This window comes from Serratia sp. CY84636, assembly GCF_052166245.1.
In the GTDB taxonomy this organism is placed as follows: domain Bacteria; phylum Pseudomonadota; class Gammaproteobacteria; order Enterobacterales; family Enterobacteriaceae; genus Serratia; species Serratia nevei.
The window spans coordinates 932,464-950,736 of sequence record NZ_JBJNOX010000002.1; the positions used below are offsets into that span (position 1 = coordinate 932,464).

Consider the following 18,273-nt stretch of genomic DNA (forward strand, 5'->3'; position numbering starts at 1 on the left):
TTAGCCCGAAAGCTGCTCGATAGTTTGCAAAATACGCTTGTCGGAGATCGGGTAAGGCGTGCCCAACTGCTGCGCGAACAGGCTGACGCGCAGCTCTTCGATCATCCAGCGCACCGCTTTCACCTCTTCCTCCTGCTGTCGCTTCGGCGGCAGCTTGTTCAGCCACTGCTGCCAGGCCTGCTGCACCTGCTCCACCCGCAACATCTGCGCGCGATCGCGATGCGGATCGATAGCCAGTTTTTCCAACCGACGCTCGATCGCCTGCAGGTAACGCAGCGTGTCCGGCAGGCGTTTCCAGCCGTTGCCGGTCACGAAGCCGCGGTAGACCAGCCCGCCGAGCTGGGTCTTGATGTCCGACAGCGCCAGCGCCAACGACATGTCCACCCGGCCTTTCAGCCGTTTGTTGATGTTGAAGACCGCCGTCAGGATCTGCTCAACCTGCTTGGCCACCTCGACGACCGTGTCGTTCAGCTCGGCGCGGATCTGCTCCTGCAGGCGGGCAAAGCCTTCCTCTTGCCAGACCGGGCCGCCGTGTTCGGCGATCAGCTTGTCGATGCCACACGAAATGCAGTCGTCGATCAGCTCCAGCACCTTGCCGTACGGGTTGAAATAGAGCCCCAGCTTGGCCTTGTTCGGCAGCTTTTCATGCAGGTATTTGATCGGCGAAGGAATATTCAGCAACAGCAGGCGGCGCGTGCCCTGCCACATCGCCTGTTGCTGCTCGCTTTCGCTGTCGAACAGGCGGATCGCCACGCTGTCCTTTTCATCCACCAGCGCCGGGTAAGCCTTCATCGAATAGCCGCCGCGCTTCTGCTCGTAAAACGCCGGCAGTTGGCCAAAGCTCCAGACATGCAGATTGCTCTGCTCCAGCCCGTCGTCGGCCACCGCCGACAGCGTCTCCTGCACCTTCTCTTTCAGCTGCAGGCGCAACGCGGCCAGGTCTTTGCCTTCGCGCAGCGTCTGGTTTTTCTCGCCCACCACGCGGAAGGTCATCTTCAGGTGATCGGGCACCTGATCCCACTGCCAATCATCACGTGACACGGTCACGCCGGTCATGCGTCGCAGCTCGCGCTCCAGCGCGTCCAGCAGCGGCAATTCCAGCGCAGTGACGCGGCCAAGGAACGCCTCGGCGTAGTTCGGTGCCGGCACGAAGTTGCGGCGCACCGGCTTCGGCAGCGATTTGATCAGCGCAATCACCAGCTCGCGGCGGATGCCGGGGATCTGCCATTCAAAGCCCTGCTCCTCCACCTGGTTGAGGATCGGCAACGGAATGTGCACCGTCACGCCGTCGGCGTCGGTGCCCGGTTCGAACTGGTAGCTCAGCCGCAGCTTGAGGTTGCCCTGATGCCAGAAATTCGGGTAGTCGAGCGCGCTGATCTTGTTGGCGCCGTCCTTGATCAGCATCTCTTTTTCGAAGTTCAGCAGGTCCGGCTGCTGTTTGGCCGCGCTCTTCCACCAGCTGTCGAAATGACGGCCGGAAACCACGTCGTTGGGGATGCGGCGATCGTAGAAGCCGAACAGCGTTTCGTCGTCCACCAAAATGTCGCGGCGGCGCGATTTATGCTCCAGCTCTTCCACTTCGGCGCGCAGCTTTTGATTGTCGCGGAAGAAGGCGTGGCGCGTCTGCCAGTCGCCCTCCACCAGCGCATGGCGGATAAACAGCTCGCGGCACAGCAGCGGATCGATGGCGCCGTAATTGACCTGGCGCGCCGCGACGATCGGCAGACCGAACAGCGTGACCTTTTCACTGGCCATCACCGCCCCCTGCGATTTCGACCAGTGCGGCTCGCTGTAGCTGTGTTTCACCAGGTGCTGAGCCAGCGGCTCAATCCATTCCGGTTCAATGCGCGCGGCGATGCGCCCCCACAGGCGGCTGGTTTCCACCAGTTCGGCCACCATGGTCCATTTCGGCGGCTTCTTGAACAGGCCGGAGCCGGGGAAGATCGAGAAGCGGGCGTTGCGCGCGCCGGTAAATTCCTGCTTGTCCGCATCCTTCTGGCCAATGTGCGACAGCAAGCCGGTCAGCAACGCGGTGTGCACGCTGCGGTAGTCGGAAGGCGTGCTGTTGATCGGCAGCCCCAGCTCTTTCACCACCTGGCGCAGCTGGGTATAGATATCCTGCCACTCGCGCACCCGCAGGTAGTTGAGGAAATCGTTGCGGCACAGCCGGCGGAACTGGCTGGAAGAGTTCGCCTTTTGCTGCTCCTGCAGATAATCCCACAGGTTAACGAACGCCAGGAAATCCGAGTCCTTGTCGGCAAAGCGGCGGTGTTTTTCATCCGAGGCCTGCTGCTTGTCCATCGGACGCTCACGCGGATCCTGAATCGACAGCGCGGCGGTGATGATCATCACCTCGCGCACGCTGCCGCTCTTCTGCGCTTCCAGCACCATGCGCGCCAGACGCGGGTCAATAGGCAACTGCGCCAGCTGGCGGCCCTGCGGCGTCAGTTGATAGTGGCCATTGTCTGCGGTGGCGATCGCCCCCAGCTCTTCCAGCAGGCGCACGCCATCCTGAATGTTGCGCTTGTCCGGCGCCTCGACGAACGGAAACGCGGCGATGTCGCCCAGCCCCAGCGAGGTCATCTGCAGAATGACCGACGCCAGGTTGGTGCGCAGAATTTCCGGATCGGTAAACGCCGGCCGCGAGAGGAAATCCTGCTCGGAGTACAGACGGATGCACACCCCTTCCGATACGCGACCGCAGCGCCCTTTACGCTGGTTGGCGGAGGCTTGCGACACCGGTTCGATCGGCAAGCGCTGCACCTTGGTGCGGAAACTGTAGCGGCTGATGCGCGCGGTGCCCGGATCGATGACGTACTTGATGCCCGGCACCGTCAGCGAGGTTTCCGCCACGTTGGTGGCCAGCACGATGCGCCGGCCGTGGTGCGACTGGAATACCCGGTTCTGCTCGCTGTTCGACAGGCGCGCATACAGCGGCAGCACCTCGGTATGCGGCAGATTGAGACGGTTCAGGGCGTCGGCGGTATCGCGGATCTCGCGCTCGCCGCTCATGAAGATCAGAATGTCGCCCGGCCCTTCGCGCCCAAGCTCGTCCACCGCATCGAAAATCGCCTGCAGCTGATCGCGATCGGTATCGTCGCCGTCGTCGACCACCGGGCGGTAGCGTACCTCCACCGGGTAGGTGCGGCCGGAAACCTCGATGATCGGCGCATTGTTGAAATGGCGCGAGAAGCGCTGCGGATCGATGGTCGCCGAGGTGATGATCACCTTCAGATCCGGGCGCTTCGGCAACAGTTCGCGCAGGTAGCCGAGAATAAAGTCGATATTGAGGCTGCGCTCGTGCGCTTCATCGATGATCAGCGTGTCGTACTGCATCAGCAGGCGGTCCTGCTGAATTTCCGCCAGCAAGATACCGTCGGTCATCAGCTTGACCAGGCTATTTTCCCCCACCTGATCGTTGAAGCGCACCTTGTAGCCGACGCTGCCGCCGAGCGGGGTTTCCAGCTCGTCGGCGATGCGGTTGGCAACGGTGCGCGCCGCCAGGCGGCGCGGCTGGGTATGGCCGATCAGCCCTTTCACCCCGCGCCCCAGTTCCAGACAGATCTTCGGCAGCTGGGTGGTTTTCCCCGAGCCGGTTTCCCCGGCGACGATCACCACCTGGTGATCGCGAATGGCGTTTAAAATGTCCTGCTTTTTTTGGCTGACCGGCAGGCTTTCCGGATAGGTAATGCGCGGGCAAGACGCGGCGCGCGCCTGCACTTTTTGCCGCGCCGCCGCGATGTCGCTTTCTACTTCGGCGGCAACCGCCAGCTGGGCATCGGGATTTTTGATTTTTCGTGCGCCCTGCAGGCGACGACGCAGGCGTTGTTGATCGCGGAGCATCAGCTCACCCAGTTGGGCCGGCAGTGCCTCGAGCGGAGATTTCACGTTCGGTGTTCCTTGTTTCTTCGCCGCCAAGGCCAGGCTTAGCAACGGTTTGGTGTTTTTTTAGCGATTTTTTTACTTTAGCCGCACAGCCTATCACAAACGGCTTTCTCCCCCTACTTCCGCGAGTAAAGCGTCGCCATGTCATTCAATAAAATCGAACGAAGATCTCGAAATATTGCGCTATCACTGTTGGGGGAATGTGAATAGCATGTACTTCATGCAAGGGACGCTGAGTCCTGATGTCACTGTCACAACGTAAGGAATTATCGATGAGCAAAGTATTGGTTCTGAAATCAAGCATCCTGGCGACCTACTCTCAGTCTAACCAACTGGCCGATTTCTTCGTAGAGCAATGGAGCAACGCCCACAGCGGCGACACCATCACCGTACGCGATCTGGCCGCGCAGCCAATCCCGGTGCTGGATGGTGAGCTGGTCGGCGCGCTGCGTCCTTCCGATGCTCCGTTGACCCCGCGTCAACAAGAAGCGCTGGCCTTGTCGGACGAGCTGATCGCCGAGCTGCAGGCCAATGACGTCATCGTGATTGCCGCGCCGATGTACAACTTTAACATCCCGACCCAGCTGAAAAACTATTTCGATCTGGTTGCCCGCGCCGGCGTAACCTTCCGCTACACCGAAAACGGTCCGGAAGGCCTGGTGAAAAACAAACGCGCCGTGATCCTGACCAGCCGCGGCGGCATCCACAAAGGCACTCCAACCGACCTGGTAGAACCTTACCTGCGTCTGTTCCTGGGCTTCATCGGCATCACCGACGTGGAGTTCGTCTTCGCGGAAGGCATCGCCTACGGCCCGGAAGTGGCGACCAAAGCCCAGGAAGACGCCAAGGCGGCCCTGTCTCAGGTGGTTGCTGCCTAAGACCCTGCGCAGGGGCGCCACGCCCCTGCCGGACAAGACACACGTCCTGTCAAACCTGCACTACCCTCATAATAATCATCTATCCGTATCTCTTGGCGCGCCAGACGGCGCGCTTTTTTTTTATTTCTGCAGCCACTGGCCGTTGATGCCGCGCACATACTCACCGCTCTGCGCCCGCGTCACCAGCTTCTGCCCGGCCATGCGCGCCACTTCGTCGACGGCGATGTGGTTGCCGTCCGCCACTTCCTGATACTTCTCGGCGCGGCCGGCGTTGATGCGCTTCACCAACGCCAGCGTTTCCGCGTCCTGCTTCACCGGCGCGATATAGCCGCTCAGGGTTTCGCCTACTCGCCCTTGCTGCTTCGCCTCATCCAGCGTCAGCGCCATCACCACGCCGCTGAACAACCAGGCAGCGCCGGCCAGCCACAAATAACGTTTTTTCATGTCGGCTCCTAGAACAGACCGCTTTGGGTTTTCAGCAGGTTTTCGACGTCCTTATCCACCTTGATATGAATTTCATGCTCGATCTTGACGTTCATATTGATGGTGATCGGATCCTTCGGCGTCGCCACCTCGATGCGCGGCACGCAGCCGCTCAGCAGCGAAACGCACAGCACCGCTGCCAGCGTCGGCACACTCATGATTTTCATTGTTGTTCCCCAGGTTGTGAGAGGGCCTGCTCCAGCCACTCCTGTAAATTGTCGCCGAAGCGCAAACTGCGCCACAGCTGAAACACGTTTTCCTGATGGCGATAGTTCAGGATCACCTCGCGCTTGGCGCTCTTCTGCGGGTTGATGCCGTCGATGCGCGCGCTCAGCGTCAGCTCGCCCAGGTTATCGAGATCGACCCGGGCGTGCGAACGGTTGATTTCCATGTAGCGCAGCCAGTCGATCGCCGCGCCGGTCGCCAGGTTGTTGCTGCCGATGGCGTCGGCCATGTCTTTGTCCAGCCGCAGCGTCAGCGTGCCGGCGTTGGCGATCCAGCCGTTCTGCACCAGCCATTTCGGGTGGTTCAGGAACAGCGGCAGCTCGCCGTCGACGCGGCCGGACATGGCGAACTGCTTCGGTTTCAGGGCGGTGAACAGCGCGCTGAGATCGACCTTGTCCAGCTTCAGCACCGCGGCGTCATGCTGCGGCAACCGCAGCGCCGACAGGCTGATATGCCCGTTGAGCATGTCCACGCCGACGTTGCTCAACGTCAGCGGCTGCCTTTCGCTGTAGGGATAAGTGCCCTGCAGATCGGCGGAAATGTTCTGCATCTCGAACAGGTTGGTGAAGGACTTGATGCGCAGCGATACCGGCTGTTTGGCACCCAGCAGCCACTGATGCTGCTTGAACCGGTACGACAGGATGAAATCCAGACCGCTCATTTCGCCGTCCTTTAGCCACATGCCGCCGTTTTTCACCACCCAGTGGCCACCGGCTTCGAAGCCCTGCTCGCGGGCGGCGGAAAACGCCGACTGCGCATAAAACTCGCCGTCGCGCAGCGTGAGATTGAGATCCGGCGCGAGCAGCGGCTGGAAGACCTTCAGCGACTGTTTCGGCCACCAGCCTTCACCACGCAGGCGTTCGCCGTCCCAGCGGCCGCGCAGCGCGATCGGTCCGATCTGCTGCGCCTGCAGTTTGCCCTGCAGCTGGAAACTGTCCGGCGAACGGCCGTTCAGCTGCAGCGCCAGCACCGGCGCCGGCAGATGGCCGCCATCGCTGAAGCTGACCTTATCCGCCGCCAGCTGCAGCTCGCTGTTGAACTGCGGGTTTTGTTCATCGCGCCGCCAGCGCAGCGGTTGGTTGAGGCTCAGGCGCGGCGCGGCGACCGTCACCAGACCGTACTTTAATTTGTCGAAGCCGGTGGAGAGTTTGTCGAGCACCAGCTCGCTGTCCTGCCAGCGGCCGCTGCCGGCAACGTCCCAGGCGGCCTGCAGCGGCGGCAACCGGCCGTTGCCCCAGTAGCGCCACTGCCAGTCACCCTTGTCCGGCCAGAAATCCTGCGCCTGGCCGTCCAGGTGCAGCTTGAAGCGCCCCCAATAACTGTCGCTGGCGCTCAAAATCGCCTGCAGGCGGCCGGTGATACCGGCGGCGGTCACCTTCACGCCCGCCAGCGGTAAACGTGCCTCCTCCAGCTTCATTTCCGGCGTCACCTTGCCCCACAGGCGCAGGAGCGACCCCGGCTGCAGCACCAGCGTCGGATTAAGAATGCTGCCGCCAATCACGCCCGGGATCGACGCGGTGGTGGAGAAATCGGCCAGATTGGCCTGGCCGGTCAGCTGGAAGCGCAGATCGCTGTCGGTCAACCCTACCTTGCCCGGCCCGAGGGTGAGCACCGCATTGCCCTTGCCGTTGTGGCCGGCGGTGATCACGTTCAGCCGCGCGCTGATCTCCGTTTCATCCCACCCTTTGCTCCAGTCATGCAGCGCGATGTTCAGGCCGCCGTTCAACGGCTGCCCGCTGTACGGCCAACGCCACTCGCCCTGCTTGATGCTGAGCCGCTGCGGCGCGATTTCCCACGGCAACACCGCCAGCGGGCGATCGTCGCCTTTTTCGCTCACCGTCAACACGCCCTGCTGCTGTTGCCAGCGCATGTCCAGCAACACCGGTTTTTCCAGATAGGCGGTCTGCATTTCCCCCTGCAACGCCCCCTGCGTCGGCAGGCTGGCCAAATCCAACGGAATGGTTATCTTGCCGGCGAGGTGTAGCGGTTGCGCGCTGTTGGGCGGGACGATGGTCAGACTTTGCAACGTCAGCTGCTGTTTTTCATCCAGCTGCGCCTCGGCGCTGAGATTCGGCCCCTGATAATGCAGGCGTTGCCCGTCAGGGCCGGAGGAAAGCTGCAGCTTGCCGGCATAGCGCTGCCAGGGAATGAGCGTCAGGTCATTAAGGGTGAGATCCAGCGACGGCAGCTCCCGCTGCAGTTGATCGAGCGCCAGCGGCGCGCTGCTGGCGTCGCCGCCCGGGAGTTTTGACAAACAGGCGCTGTCGACGCTGACCTTATCGCTCGACAGCTGCCAGCGGCCCTGGTGATAAGCCAGCCGCGTCGGCCCGACGTTGGCCAGCAGGCAATCTTGCGCGGTGAAACGCGCCCCCGCCAACGCCAGGCCGCCCTGGCGCCAGTGCAAATTGCCCTGCAATTCCAGCCGGCTCCCCGCCGGTAACCAATGCGATAGCACTCCCGGCAGCCAGCGCGGCAGGGTTTGCCACAACGCCAACACCAGAATTGCACTGCCCGCCACCGTCCCTATGAATACTTTCAATCGCCTGGTCATTAAATGATTGCTTGTTCCTGAGTTAGGCATTCGTTAAGTCTATGCCTGAATTGACAATAATGATGGCACGAATTTGACATAGGGTGAAGCTGAGTGCGGTTCCAGAAGCGATTTGCACCTTTTTGGCGCAAACGTGTGCGGGGTTGTAGATTTTCGTTACATATACATCACATAAATAGGACAGTTTTCAGACTTTTGTTATTGTCGTTACCGTTGATGATTAATAGTCTTGCAACCATTCTAATAAAAGTTTAGCTGCTAGCTAACTGTGTACTAGAGAAGCCATTCCCCACACCCCCGTGGGGATTTTTTTGCCGCCTGCCGCCACCGTCGCCTTCCCTCCACCGTATCACGCCTCCGCAACTGCCCGGCAGCGGCCATATCGCCCGCGTCGAAAATGGCTAACCAATTGTCGAATTTACTAAAATCTGTTAAATTGATCACAAAATCACGGTGGAGAAACCACGATGAAATTGGCGATATACAGTACTAAACAGTATGACCGTAAATATCTCGAACTGGTGAATCAGCAGTTTGGCTACGAGCTGGAATTCTTCGACTTTTTACTCAGTAAAAAAACCGCCAAAACGGCCGCCGGTTGCAAGGCGGTGTGCCTCTTCGTTAACGACGACGGCAGCCGTGAAGTGTTCGAAGAACTGGCGGCGCTGGGCGTCGAAATTCTCGCCCTGCGCTGCGCCGGTTTTAATAACGTCGATCTGGACGCCGCCCAAGAACTGGGCATCAAGGTGGTGCGCGTGCCGGCCTATTCGCCGGAGGCCGTGGCAGAGCACGCGGTAGGCATGATGATGTGCCTGAACCGCCGTATTCACCGCGCCTATCAACGCACCCGCGACGCCAACTTCTCGCTGGAAGGGCTGATCGGCTTTAACATGCACAACCGCACCGCCGGGGTGATCGGCACCGGTAAAATCGGCGTGGCGACGATGCGCATTCTGAAAGGCTTTGGCATGAAGCTGCTGGCCTACGATCCCTTCCCGAGCGAACAGGCGCTGGAACTGGGCGCGGAGTATGTCGATCTGAAAACGCTGTACGCGCAGTCCGACGTGATCACCCTGCACTGCCCGCTGACGCCGGAAAACCACCATCTGCTGAATGCCGATGCCTTCGCGATGATGAAAAACGGCGTGATGGTGATCAACACCAGCCGTGGCGCGCTGATCGACTCCACCGCCGCCATCGACGCGCTGAAGCAGCAGAAAATCGGCGCGCTGGGGATGGACGTTTACGAGAACGAACGCGATCTGTTCTTCGAAGACAAGTCGAACGACGTGATTCAGGACGACGTGTTCCGCCGCCTCTCGGCCTGCCACAACGTGCTGTTTACCGGCCATCAGGCCTTCCTGACCGAAGAGGCGCTGACCAGCATTTCGCAAACCACGCTGCAGAACATCAGCCAGCTGGAACGCGGCGAAGCCTGCCCGAACCAGTTGAACGCCTGAGCGTAACCTCGGGGCGCCCTTGCGGCGCCCTGTTTATTTGAGAGAACGCGATGAGAAAAACCACGGTAGCCGCCCTTGCGGCGCTGGCCTTAGCGGGGTGCAGCATGAAACCACACACGGCCGTCACGCCAGGCGATCTGTTACATCACAACTTTGTGTTGCAGAGCGTGGATGGCGAAACGGCGAAATCACCGGCGGGTGGCGGCCTGCTCAATCTGGAGTTCGGTGAGAGCCTGCATGTCTCCGGCACGATGTGCAACCGCTTCTTCGGCCAGGGGCAATTACGCGACGGCGTGCTGACGGTGAAACCGCTGGCCACGACGCGCAGGCTGTGCCCTGATGAACAGCGCAACCGCTGGGATCGGGTGATCGGTACCGTGCTGGAAAACGGCGCCGAAGTGACGCTAAACGCCCAGCAGCTGACGCTCAACGGCAGCGGCCACACGCTTATCTATACCCTGCGCGATTGGGTGTATTGATCCTGCACGCTGAGCCTGGCGCCGCGGGCTTACCCGGCGCAGCTGCCCAGGCCCAGCGTGCGTTCTTCGCACTGCTTGCCGTTCGGCATTTGGCACATGCGCAGCGCTTCACCGTTCAGGTTGTGTGCGATGGTGGTGACGCCGCCGACCGCCGCGCAACCGGCGCTGGTCTGCAACGTATTGATTCTGGCACTGTTGCCCTGCTGTACTGGCTCTTCGTTATTGCTGCTGCAGGCGGCTAAAAGCAGCACGGCGCTGGCAAGCAGCCATTTTGATGTCGTCATTATCCCACTCCTGAACCCGGAACTGCGCTGTGTAAAATCGCCATTGCTGATAACGCGCGTCACTTGGCGGACACGTTTCGCTATCTTTGATGCAAACTTGTTTAATCTAGCTCGATATATAAATAATGAAAATATATTCCAGCCATTATTTGTCGTTTTTTTGCGCCGACCGGACATTTATTTTGTTTGCAGAATATTTCCACACTGGCGCGCGGTGCCAAACGTGACGGCGCCACCCGCTACCCGGCCCTGGCCGCACGCAGAAAGTGATAACGTCACTGCTGCCGACGGGGAGATTTCTCCCGCAATATCGGTATTCATTATCTTCGCGTGCTTTCAGTATGACGGCGCATTTTTTGCTACCGGAGAGGAGGATATTTGCGTCTATGCTGGCGGCGCTAAGTAATTAGCATTCCACTATTTTCAGTGAATGATGGCTGAATTCTTCAACCGGCGCGACTTGCTGTCACGCCGGCCTTTTTTCACATTAAAATAACACTCAGTGCACCGAAGCTTTGGACAGTAAATTAATCACCAGCACGCCGGCAATAATTAATCCCATACCGACGATCGCCGGCCAATCCAATTTTTGCTGATAAACGAATACCGCCGCGACCGACACCAGCACGATGCCCATGCCCGACCAGATCGCATAGACGATGCCCAGCGGCATGCTCTTGACCACCATCGACAGCCCCCAAAATGCCACGCCGTAGCCCAGCACCACCAGCACCGACGGCCACAGGCGGGTAAAGCCTTCGGAGGCTTTCAACATGGTGGTGGCGATCACTTCCGCGACTATCGCCATCGTCAAATACATAAATGCGCTCATGGTTTTCTTCTGTCAGTTTGCCGATGCGCAATTATGACGCGCCGGAAATAAATTGTCTTTAAACGGTGAAAACAATTTATTGCCGCCGGCACCCAATCGGCGAGGAAATACGCCTTTGACGATTTATCACCCGCCACACAAACACGATAAAGCCATGTTCAAACCCTCTGTTAGACTTTTTTCCATTACTGCGAAAGTGCGCTTTCGCGGCTTTGTGAGCAATGAAAAGGTAACGTCGATGATAACTACAGATGGTAATAATGCAGTCGCTTCCGTGGCCTATCGCACCAACGAAGTGATTGCCATCTACCCTATCACGCCGAGTTCCACCATGGCGGAACAGGCGGATGCCTGGTCCGGCGATGGCCGGCAAAACATCTGGGGCGACATCCCCCGGGTGGTGGAAATGCAGTCGGAAGGCGGCGCGATCGCCACCGTGCACGGCGCCTTGCAAACCGGCGCGCTGTCAACCTCGTTCACTTCATCGCAGGGCCTGCTGCTGATGATCCCGACGCTGTACAAGCTGGCCGGCGAGCTGACGCCGTTCGTGCTGCACGTCGCCGCGCGCACCGTGGCCACGCACGCGCTGTCTATCTTCGGCGATCATTCGGACGTAATGGCGGTGCGCCAGACCGGCTGCGCCATGCTGTGCGCCGGCAACGTGCAGGAGGCGCAGGACTTCGCGCTGATCTCTCAGACCGCCACCCTCAACGCACGCGTGCCGTTTATCCATTTCTTCGACGGCTTCCGCACCTCGCACGAAATCAACAAGATCGTGCCGCTCAGCGACGATACGCTGCGGCAAATGCTGCCGCAGGCGGCGATCGACGCTCACCGCAGCCGGGCGCTGTCGCCGGATCATCCGGTGGTGCGCGGCACTTCGGCCAACCCGGACACCTATTTCCAATCGCGCGAAGCCACCAACCCGTGGTATGACGCCACCGGCCAGCACGTGATCGACGCCATGGCGGCCTTCGCCGCCCTTACCGGCCGCCACTATCGGCCGTTCGACTATTACGGCCACCCGCAGGCCGAGCGCGTAGTGGTGGTGATGGGGTCCGCCGCCGGCACCTGCGAAGAGGTGATTGACACCCTGCTGGCCCGCGGCGAGAAAGTCGGCGTGCTGAAGGTGCGCCTGTTCCGGCCGTTCTCCGCCCAGTATCTGCTCAGCGCGCTGCCGGACAGCGTGCGCAGCGTCGCGGTGCTCGATCGCACCAAAGAGCCGGGCGCGCTGGCCGAACCGCTGTATCTGGACGTGATGACCGCGCTGGCGGAAGCCTACAGCCGGGGTGAGCGCGCCACGCTGCCGCGGGTGATCGGCGGCCGTTACGGCCTGTCGTCGAAAGAGTTCGGCCCGGACTGCGCGCTGGCGGTGTTCCGCGAGCTGGCCCAGCCGCAGCCGCGTCCGCGCTTTACCGTCGGCATCTTCGATGATGTCACCGGGCTTTCACTGCCGCTGAGCGACGAAATCCTGCCACAGCGCGCCTCGCTGGAAGCCCTGTTCTACGGTTTGGGCAGCGACGGCTCGGTCTCGGCCACCAAGAACAACATCAAGATCATCGGCAACGCCACGCCGCTGTATGCCCAGGGCTATTTCGTCTACGACTCCAAAAAGGCCGGCGGCCTGACGGTGTCGCACCTGCGCGTCAGCGAGCAGCCGATCAACTCGGCCTACCTGGTCAGCCGCGCGGACTTCGTCGGCTGCCACCAGCTGCAATTTATCGATAAGTACCAAATGGTTGAACGCCTGAAGCCCGGCGGCACCTTCCTGCTCAATACCCCTTACGGCGCCGACGAGGTCTGGTCGCGCCTGCCGCAGGAGGTTCAGGCGCTGTTGCACCAACGCCAGGCGCGTTTCTATATCATCAACGCCGCCAAGCTGGCGCGCGAATGCCGGCTCGGCGCGCGCATCAACACCGTAATGCAGATGGCGTTTTTCCACCTGACGCAGATCCTGCCGAGCGACGTGGCGCTGCAACAGCTGCAAGACGCCATCGCCCGCAGCTACAGCAGCAAGGGTCAGGAGATCGTCGAGCGCAACTGGCAGGCGCTGGGTGCCACCCGCGCCGCGCTGACCGAGATCCCGCTGCAGCCGGTCGACGCCAGCAGCCCGATGCGCCCGCCGGTGGTCTCGGACGCCGCGCCGGACTTCGTCAAAACCGTCACCGCCGCGATGCTGGCCGGGCTGGGCGATGCGCTGCCGGTTTCCGCCTTCCCGCCGGACGGCACCTGGCCGGTGGGCACCACCCAATGGGAAAAGCGCAACATCGCCGAAGAGATCCCGGTATGGCAGCCCGACCTGTGCACCCAGTGCAACCACTGCGTCGCCGCCTGCCCGCACTCCGCCATTCGCGCCAAGGTGGTTCAGCCGGCGGAGATGGAGCACGCCCCTGCTTCCCTGCAGTCACTGGATGTCAAAGCGCGCGATATGCGCGGCCAGAAATACGTGCTGCAGGTAGCCCCGGAAGATTGCACCGGCTGTAACCTGTGCGTCGAGGTCTGCCCGGCGAAAGATCGCCAGAACCCGGAGATCAAGGCCATCAACATGGCTTCGCGCCTCGATAATCTGACGGCTGAGAAAGACAACTACGACTTCTTCCTGCAGCTGCCGGAAATCGATCCGACGCAGTTGGAGCGCATCGACATTCGCACTTCGCAGCTGATCACGCCGCTGTTCGAGTATTCCGGCGCCTGTTCCGGCTGCGGCGAAACGCCGTACATCAAGCTGTTGACCCAGCTCTATGGCGACCGTTTGCTGATCGCCAACGCCACCGGCTGTTCGTCGATCTACGGCGGCAACCTACCGACCACGCCTTACACCACCAACGCCGAAGGGCGCGGGCCCGCGTGGGCCAACTCGCTGTTCGAAGACAACGCCGAATTCGGCCTGGGCTTCCGCCTGACGGTCGATCAACATCGTGCGCGGGTGCTGCGCCTGCTGAATTCGCTGGCGCCGCAGCTGCCGGATCGGTTGGTCAATGCCCTGCAGATGGACGACGTGGCGCCGGAACCGCGCCGTAAGCAGATCGCCGAACTGCGCACGCTGTTGGCGAGTCTCGAAGGCGAAGACGCACGCCAGCTGGCGGCCGACGCCGACTACCTGGTGGATAAATCCATCTGGCTGATCGGCGGTGACGGTTGGGCCTACGACATCGGCTTCGGCGGTTTGGATCACGTGCTCAGCCTGACGGAGAACGTCAACGTGCTGGTGCTCGACACCCAATGCTACTCCAACACCGGCGGCCAGCAGTCGAAGGCCACGCCGCTCGGCGCGGTGACCAAGTTCGGCGAACACGGCAAGCGCAAGGCGCGCAAGGATTTGGGCGTCAGCATGATGATGTACGGCCATGTCTACGTCGCGCAGATCTCGCTGGGAGCGCAGCTTAACCAAACGGTGAAAGCGATTCAGGAGGCCGAAGCCTATCCGGGCCCGTCGCTGATCATCGCCTACAGCCCGTGCGAAGAGCACGGCTACGATCTGGCGCTCAGCCACGATCAGATGAAACAGCTGACCGCCACCGGCTTCTGGCCGCTGTACCGCTTCGATCCGCGCCGCAGCGCCGAGGGCAAGGCGGCATTGGCGCTGGATTCGCGGCCGCCGAACAGCAGCCTGGCGGAAACGCTGCTGAAAGAACAGCGTTTCCGCCGCCTGAACTCGCAGCAGCCGGAAGTGGCCAGCGCGCTGTATCAGGCCGCCGAGAAAGAGCTGAAGGAGAAATACGACTTCCTCAGCCTGCTGGCCGGCAAGGCGGAAAAATCCGCCACTGAGTAATCCCCTTCAGGGCGCGAGCGATTCGCGCCCTGTTTTTCACATGCCGTTTGAATCAGCGGTGGCCCTCAATGCTCAAGGGCCTCACACTTAACGAGCCGCGCTTTTTTCTTTTATCCATTGCGCCATGACGCGTGTCGAGAATGGCTTATCCGTTCTAATCTCCGCTAAAGCACAAACCTTGTCTTTGAACGTGGCGCCCAGCGAAAATAGTTTCCCGTCATAGTAACAATAAAGTGCATCTCCCTTATCCTTGCCATCAAGACGCTCTTTTTGCTCTCGCGGTACCAGTACGACGGTTTCGGTCGGTTCGCTCAAACCAACAGGCATCGTGTCAAACGCCAGTGCGTTTTCTGCGTAAGCCAAAAACGATGCGCAAAGTCCAACAACAGTGATTCCTTTCATGCTCTCTGTGCCTCTCGGTGTAAGTTCTGACTGAGATGAGACCCGCACCGTGAAACAACGTTCCCTCGAAGCCGTCGTTCAAATGACGGCGAATGCTGTGAGCCGAAAAACCTGCTGGCATTCATCGCCACAATCCGTACCATACAGGCCTCGCGTCGGGCGCGTGGAAGCTGGATGATGAATAATGATCAAAATTGGCCGGTTGAATGGTAAACTCGCGGTCTACAACGCCATGCCCCTAGTGCCCCCCATTGAGAATGAGCACGATTTAAATGTCAGAAAAGCAATCCGTTAGCCAAAAAGAGCAGTACAACCTGAAGGTATAACCCTTTTTTCCGCAAACTATTAAACTTTCTATATTTCACCTATTTTTCATAATGTTACACTACCAACTTAAGTACGCCAATCACCGCCAATTTACTCAAAAAATGCCCTTTTTTGCCCCTTTTGATGGTGGAATGCCCCTTTATTGCCCCTAAAAATTTTTATTGTCCGTTAGCACCACAGATGGAGAAATTCCTTATGTTCTTCATAGGCCGGAGCGAAATGTAGGAAGCTTTTACTCCGTCGAGACTGACCGCTTGAATGTAGTCAGTACCCATTTCAACGCCCTCTATTTGGGTTAAACAGCATAAAGGTACGCGCTTCCCCTTCCTCAGCAGAGATATCTTTGAAGGTTGTTACGTAGCACTCGATCCAGTTGTTAGCCTGCTTCAGTGACCAGTTCCAGTTGACCGCCTCAAGCTGCTTAACAAAATCCTGCGTTGTCACAGTACGCCGTCCCGTTTGCTCAATTTTTACAGCGGCGCGGAAAGCGCCCTCTATTTCGTACTGCCTCGGTGACCTGCTCCCCGTTGATTAATACACCGCGACATTAGTAATGTCTTCATAAGCCACATGAGGACATCCCCATGAAGAAGCGTTTTTCCGACGAACAGATCATCAGTATCCTCCGCGAGCCTGAAGCCGGGGTTTCTACCCGTGAGCTCTGCCGTAAGCACGCCATTTCCGACGCTACCTTTCACACCTGGCGTAAGAAGTATGGAGGTATGGAGGTATGGAGGTGCCCGAGGTTAAGCGCCTGAAGTCGCTTGAGGAAGAGAACGCCAGGCTCAAGAAGCTGCTTGCCGAAGCCATGCTGGATAAGGAGGCTCTGGGGCGAAAGTACTGACGACAGGCCAGAAGCGGGAAGCCGTGGTGTTGATGTGTGATGCGACCGGTCTGTCGCAACGTCGTGCCTGCAGGCTTACAGGTTTGTCCCTGTCGACCTGCCGTTATGATGCTCAGCGTCCGGCTGCTGATGCACATTTATCAGGGCGTATTACTGAGCTGGCGCTTGAACGCAGACGTTTTGGTTATCGGCGCATCTGGCAGTTGCTGCGTAGGGAGGGCCTTCATGTCAATCACAAGCGGGTATACCGTATTTACCACCTTAATGGACTGAGCGTAAAACGCAGACGACGCCGTAAAGGGCTGGCGACCAAACGGTTTCCGCTTCTGTGCCCGGATGCACCGAATCTTACATGGCCGATGGATTTCGTTATGGACACTCTGGCCAACGGTCGCAGGATCAAGTGCCTGACCTGTGTAGATGATTTCACGAAGGAGTGTCTGACGATCACCGCTGCTTTCGGTATTTCAGGCGTTCAGGTCACGCGTATTCTGGACAGCATCGCGCTGTTTCGGGGCTATCCTACGACAATAAGAACCGATCAGGGCCCGGAATTTACCTGCCGCGCACTCGATCAATGGGCCTTTGAGCATGGTGTGGAACTACGGCTTATCCAGCCAGGTAAGCCAACGCAGAACGGATTTATTGAGAGTTTTAACGGACGCTTTCGCGATGAGTGTCTGAATGAACACTGGTTCAGCGATATTCTTCATGCCCGGAAAACGATTAATGACTGGAGGCAGGATTATAACGAGTGCCGTCCCCATTCATCACTGGATTACCAGACACCAGCTGAATTCGCAACGGACTGGCGAAACAGAAAATATGAACAAAAACCAACCGACATTACTAACTGAAGGTTGTATCTAATCCTGGGGGCAGGTCACCACCAGCAGCAAGCCCTGCTGAAGTGGTTAATGGGTCATACATTGTTTACTCCGAATTTAGGCATGAAAAACCACGCATAGGCGTGGCTTATAAAAATTTGGTATAAAATTAAATGGATGCTTTTATTATCTCCCACTCACCTTTAAGATATTTCTGTGCACAGATAATAAAATAATCTATATCAACTCTTAGCTGCCTACTGACATCACGATAATCCTTCAAGTCAGCTTCACTCAAGTTACTAGATTTTTTTTCAATGGATGACATCAATTCTATCAAAGCGGCACATTCAGCTTCATCATGGTTGAGCATCAATAAAATACGGTTTTTCACATAATTTATTTTATTTAAAATTTCATCCCTGGCCCGTATCGCATCTTCAAGCATACGCTGAGCTGTCCGGCGTTCTTCAAGAAATACTTCTATGTTAATATTTTGCTCAGTTAAAGCATATTGTTGAAATAGATTGTCAGCGTTGAAGTAATCCCACTGACGCTTGAGACATGCACGGTTGTCCGCGGCAAATTGAGAGAGCAAATCTCTAATCTCATTGATCCAAACCTGCCTACTTGAGGCGACTACCTGCGCCTTGATCGTTTTATCTGCTATTTTACCCTGCTGCAGTTGCTGCTGAGTTACCAACTGGGTATTGGATTTCATTGCGCGGTAAGCTACATACGCAGGAATCCCACCCGCAATCAATGCGGTTAAAAACGATTCCCAACTACTTTTATCAGGGATTTCTAAAACAATCTTAGGGATTTTACTTAAGAGAACTTCTGCGTGATAGAAAACCTCATCGCCTTTCATCAGAAAAGGTATGCCTTGCCAGTCCATAGTTCCTCCTGTGTGATGGAGGAATTTTAACAGATTCACAGGAGAACACACTACCCAACAAACCACCCTAGGTTAGTTGGACGGCGTAATGTGCTTACATGTTTTTATTACTACGGCATCATATCA

13 protein-coding genes and 1 pseudogene are annotated in these 18,273 nt (G+C 58.5%); 5 read left to right on the forward strand and 9 right to left on the reverse strand.

The window, feature by feature from the left end:
- Window positions 1–3,888 carry an ATP-dependent RNA helicase HrpA gene (hrpA, locus tag ACJ8QI_RS08940; protein ID WP_442532394.1) on the reverse strand — a complete coding sequence of 1,296 codons (3,888 nt, stop codon included), beginning with the start codon at window positions 3,886–3,888 and terminating at the stop codon, window positions 1–3.
- Window positions 3,889–4,157: 269 nt separating this feature from the next.
- Between hrpA and azoR the strand changes: the two genes are divergently transcribed.
- Window positions 4,158–4,763: an FMN-dependent NADH-azoreductase gene (azoR, locus tag ACJ8QI_RS08945; protein ID WP_019452650.1), complete on the forward strand. Its 606-nt coding sequence runs from the start codon at window positions 4,158–4,160 to the stop codon at window positions 4,761–4,763.
- Between the two features lie 120 nt (window positions 4,764–4,883).
- Here azoR and ACJ8QI_RS08950 read toward each other — a convergent pair whose 3' ends face one another.
- From ACJ8QI_RS08950 to ACJ8QI_RS08960, 3 genes are read right to left on the reverse strand one after another with little or no spacing between them, the layout of a single operon-like run.
- A complete protein-coding gene (locus ACJ8QI_RS08950; protein ID WP_060418625.1) occupies window positions 4,884–5,207 on the reverse strand; it encodes a YdbL family protein in 324 nt (107 codons plus the stop codon).
- Window positions 5,208–5,215: 8 nt separating this feature from the next.
- Window positions 5,216–5,413: a YnbE family lipoprotein gene (locus ACJ8QI_RS08955; RefSeq protein WP_100395721.1), complete on the reverse strand. Its 198-nt coding sequence runs from the start codon at window positions 5,411–5,413 to the stop codon at window positions 5,216–5,218.
- A complete protein-coding gene (locus tag ACJ8QI_RS08960; protein WP_442532395.1) occupies window positions 5,410–8,022 on the reverse strand; it encodes a YdbH family protein in 2,613 nt (870 codons plus the stop codon). The genes ACJ8QI_RS08955 and ACJ8QI_RS08960 overlap by 4 nt, the downstream gene beginning before the upstream one ends.
- A gap of 467 nt (window positions 8,023–8,489) precedes the next feature.
- On the opposite strand from ACJ8QI_RS08960, the gene ACJ8QI_RS08965 reads away from it, so the two are divergent.
- Both ACJ8QI_RS08965 and hslJ read left to right on the forward strand, forming a co-directional pair.
- A complete protein-coding gene (locus ACJ8QI_RS08965) occupies window positions 8,490–9,482 on the forward strand; it encodes a 2-hydroxyacid dehydrogenase (protein ID WP_442532396.1) in 993 nt (330 codons plus the stop codon).
- 50 nt (window positions 9,483–9,532) lie between these two features.
- Complete coding sequence (gene hslJ / locus ACJ8QI_RS08970) at window positions 9,533–9,961, forward strand: heat shock protein HslJ (protein WP_060418615.1); 429 nt, start codon at window positions 9,533–9,535, stop codon at window positions 9,959–9,961.
- A 29-nt stretch (window positions 9,962–9,990) separates the two neighbouring features.
- Here the strand turns inward: hslJ and ACJ8QI_RS08975 are convergent, their stop codons facing one another.
- Together ACJ8QI_RS08975 and ssmE are read right to left on the reverse strand one after the other, a co-directional pair.
- Window positions 9,991–10,245 carry a DUF333 domain-containing protein gene (locus ACJ8QI_RS08975; RefSeq protein WP_015377999.1) on the reverse strand — a complete coding sequence of 85 codons (255 nt, stop codon included), beginning with the start codon at window positions 10,243–10,245 and terminating at the stop codon, window positions 9,991–9,993.
- 499 nt (window positions 10,246–10,744) lie between these two features.
- Window positions 10,745–11,077 (reverse strand): multidrug efflux SMR transporter SsmE, encoded by a 333-nt coding sequence (gene ssmE, locus ACJ8QI_RS08980; protein WP_060418612.1) that lies wholly within the window; start codon window positions 11,075–11,077, stop codon window positions 10,745–10,747.
- A gap of 238 nt (window positions 11,078–11,315) precedes the next feature.
- Between ssmE and nifJ the strand changes: the two genes are divergently transcribed.
- Window positions 11,316–14,849 carry a pyruvate:ferredoxin (flavodoxin) oxidoreductase gene (gene nifJ, locus ACJ8QI_RS08985; protein ID WP_442532397.1) on the forward strand — a complete coding sequence of 1,178 codons (3,534 nt, stop codon included), beginning with the start codon at window positions 11,316–11,318 and terminating at the stop codon, window positions 14,847–14,849.
- A gap of 87 nt (window positions 14,850–14,936) precedes the next feature.
- Here nifJ and ACJ8QI_RS08990 read toward each other — a convergent pair whose 3' ends face one another.
- Both ACJ8QI_RS08990 and ACJ8QI_RS08995 read right to left on the reverse strand, forming a co-directional pair.
- Window positions 14,937–15,251 carry a hypothetical protein gene (locus tag ACJ8QI_RS08990; protein ID WP_442532398.1) on the reverse strand — a complete coding sequence of 105 codons (315 nt, stop codon included), beginning with the start codon at window positions 15,249–15,251 and terminating at the stop codon, window positions 14,937–14,939.
- 603 nt (window positions 15,252–15,854) lie between these two features.
- Window positions 15,855–16,076 (reverse strand): DNA polymerase V, encoded by a 222-nt coding sequence (locus ACJ8QI_RS08995; protein ID WP_442523552.1) that lies wholly within the window; start codon window positions 16,074–16,076, stop codon window positions 15,855–15,857.
- Window positions 16,077–16,162: 86 nt separating this feature from the next.
- On the opposite strand from ACJ8QI_RS08995, the pseudogene ACJ8QI_RS09000 reads away from it, so the two are divergent.
- Window positions 16,163–17,279: pseudogene (locus ACJ8QI_RS09000) on the forward strand (IS3 family transposase).
- A 139-nt stretch (window positions 17,280–17,418) separates the two neighbouring features.
- Here ACJ8QI_RS09000 and ACJ8QI_RS09005 read toward each other — a convergent pair.
- Complete coding sequence (locus tag ACJ8QI_RS09005; protein WP_442532399.1) at window positions 17,419–18,147, reverse strand: hypothetical protein; 729 nt, start codon at window positions 18,145–18,147, stop codon at window positions 17,419–17,421.
- Window positions 18,148–18,273: the final 126 nt, after the last annotated feature.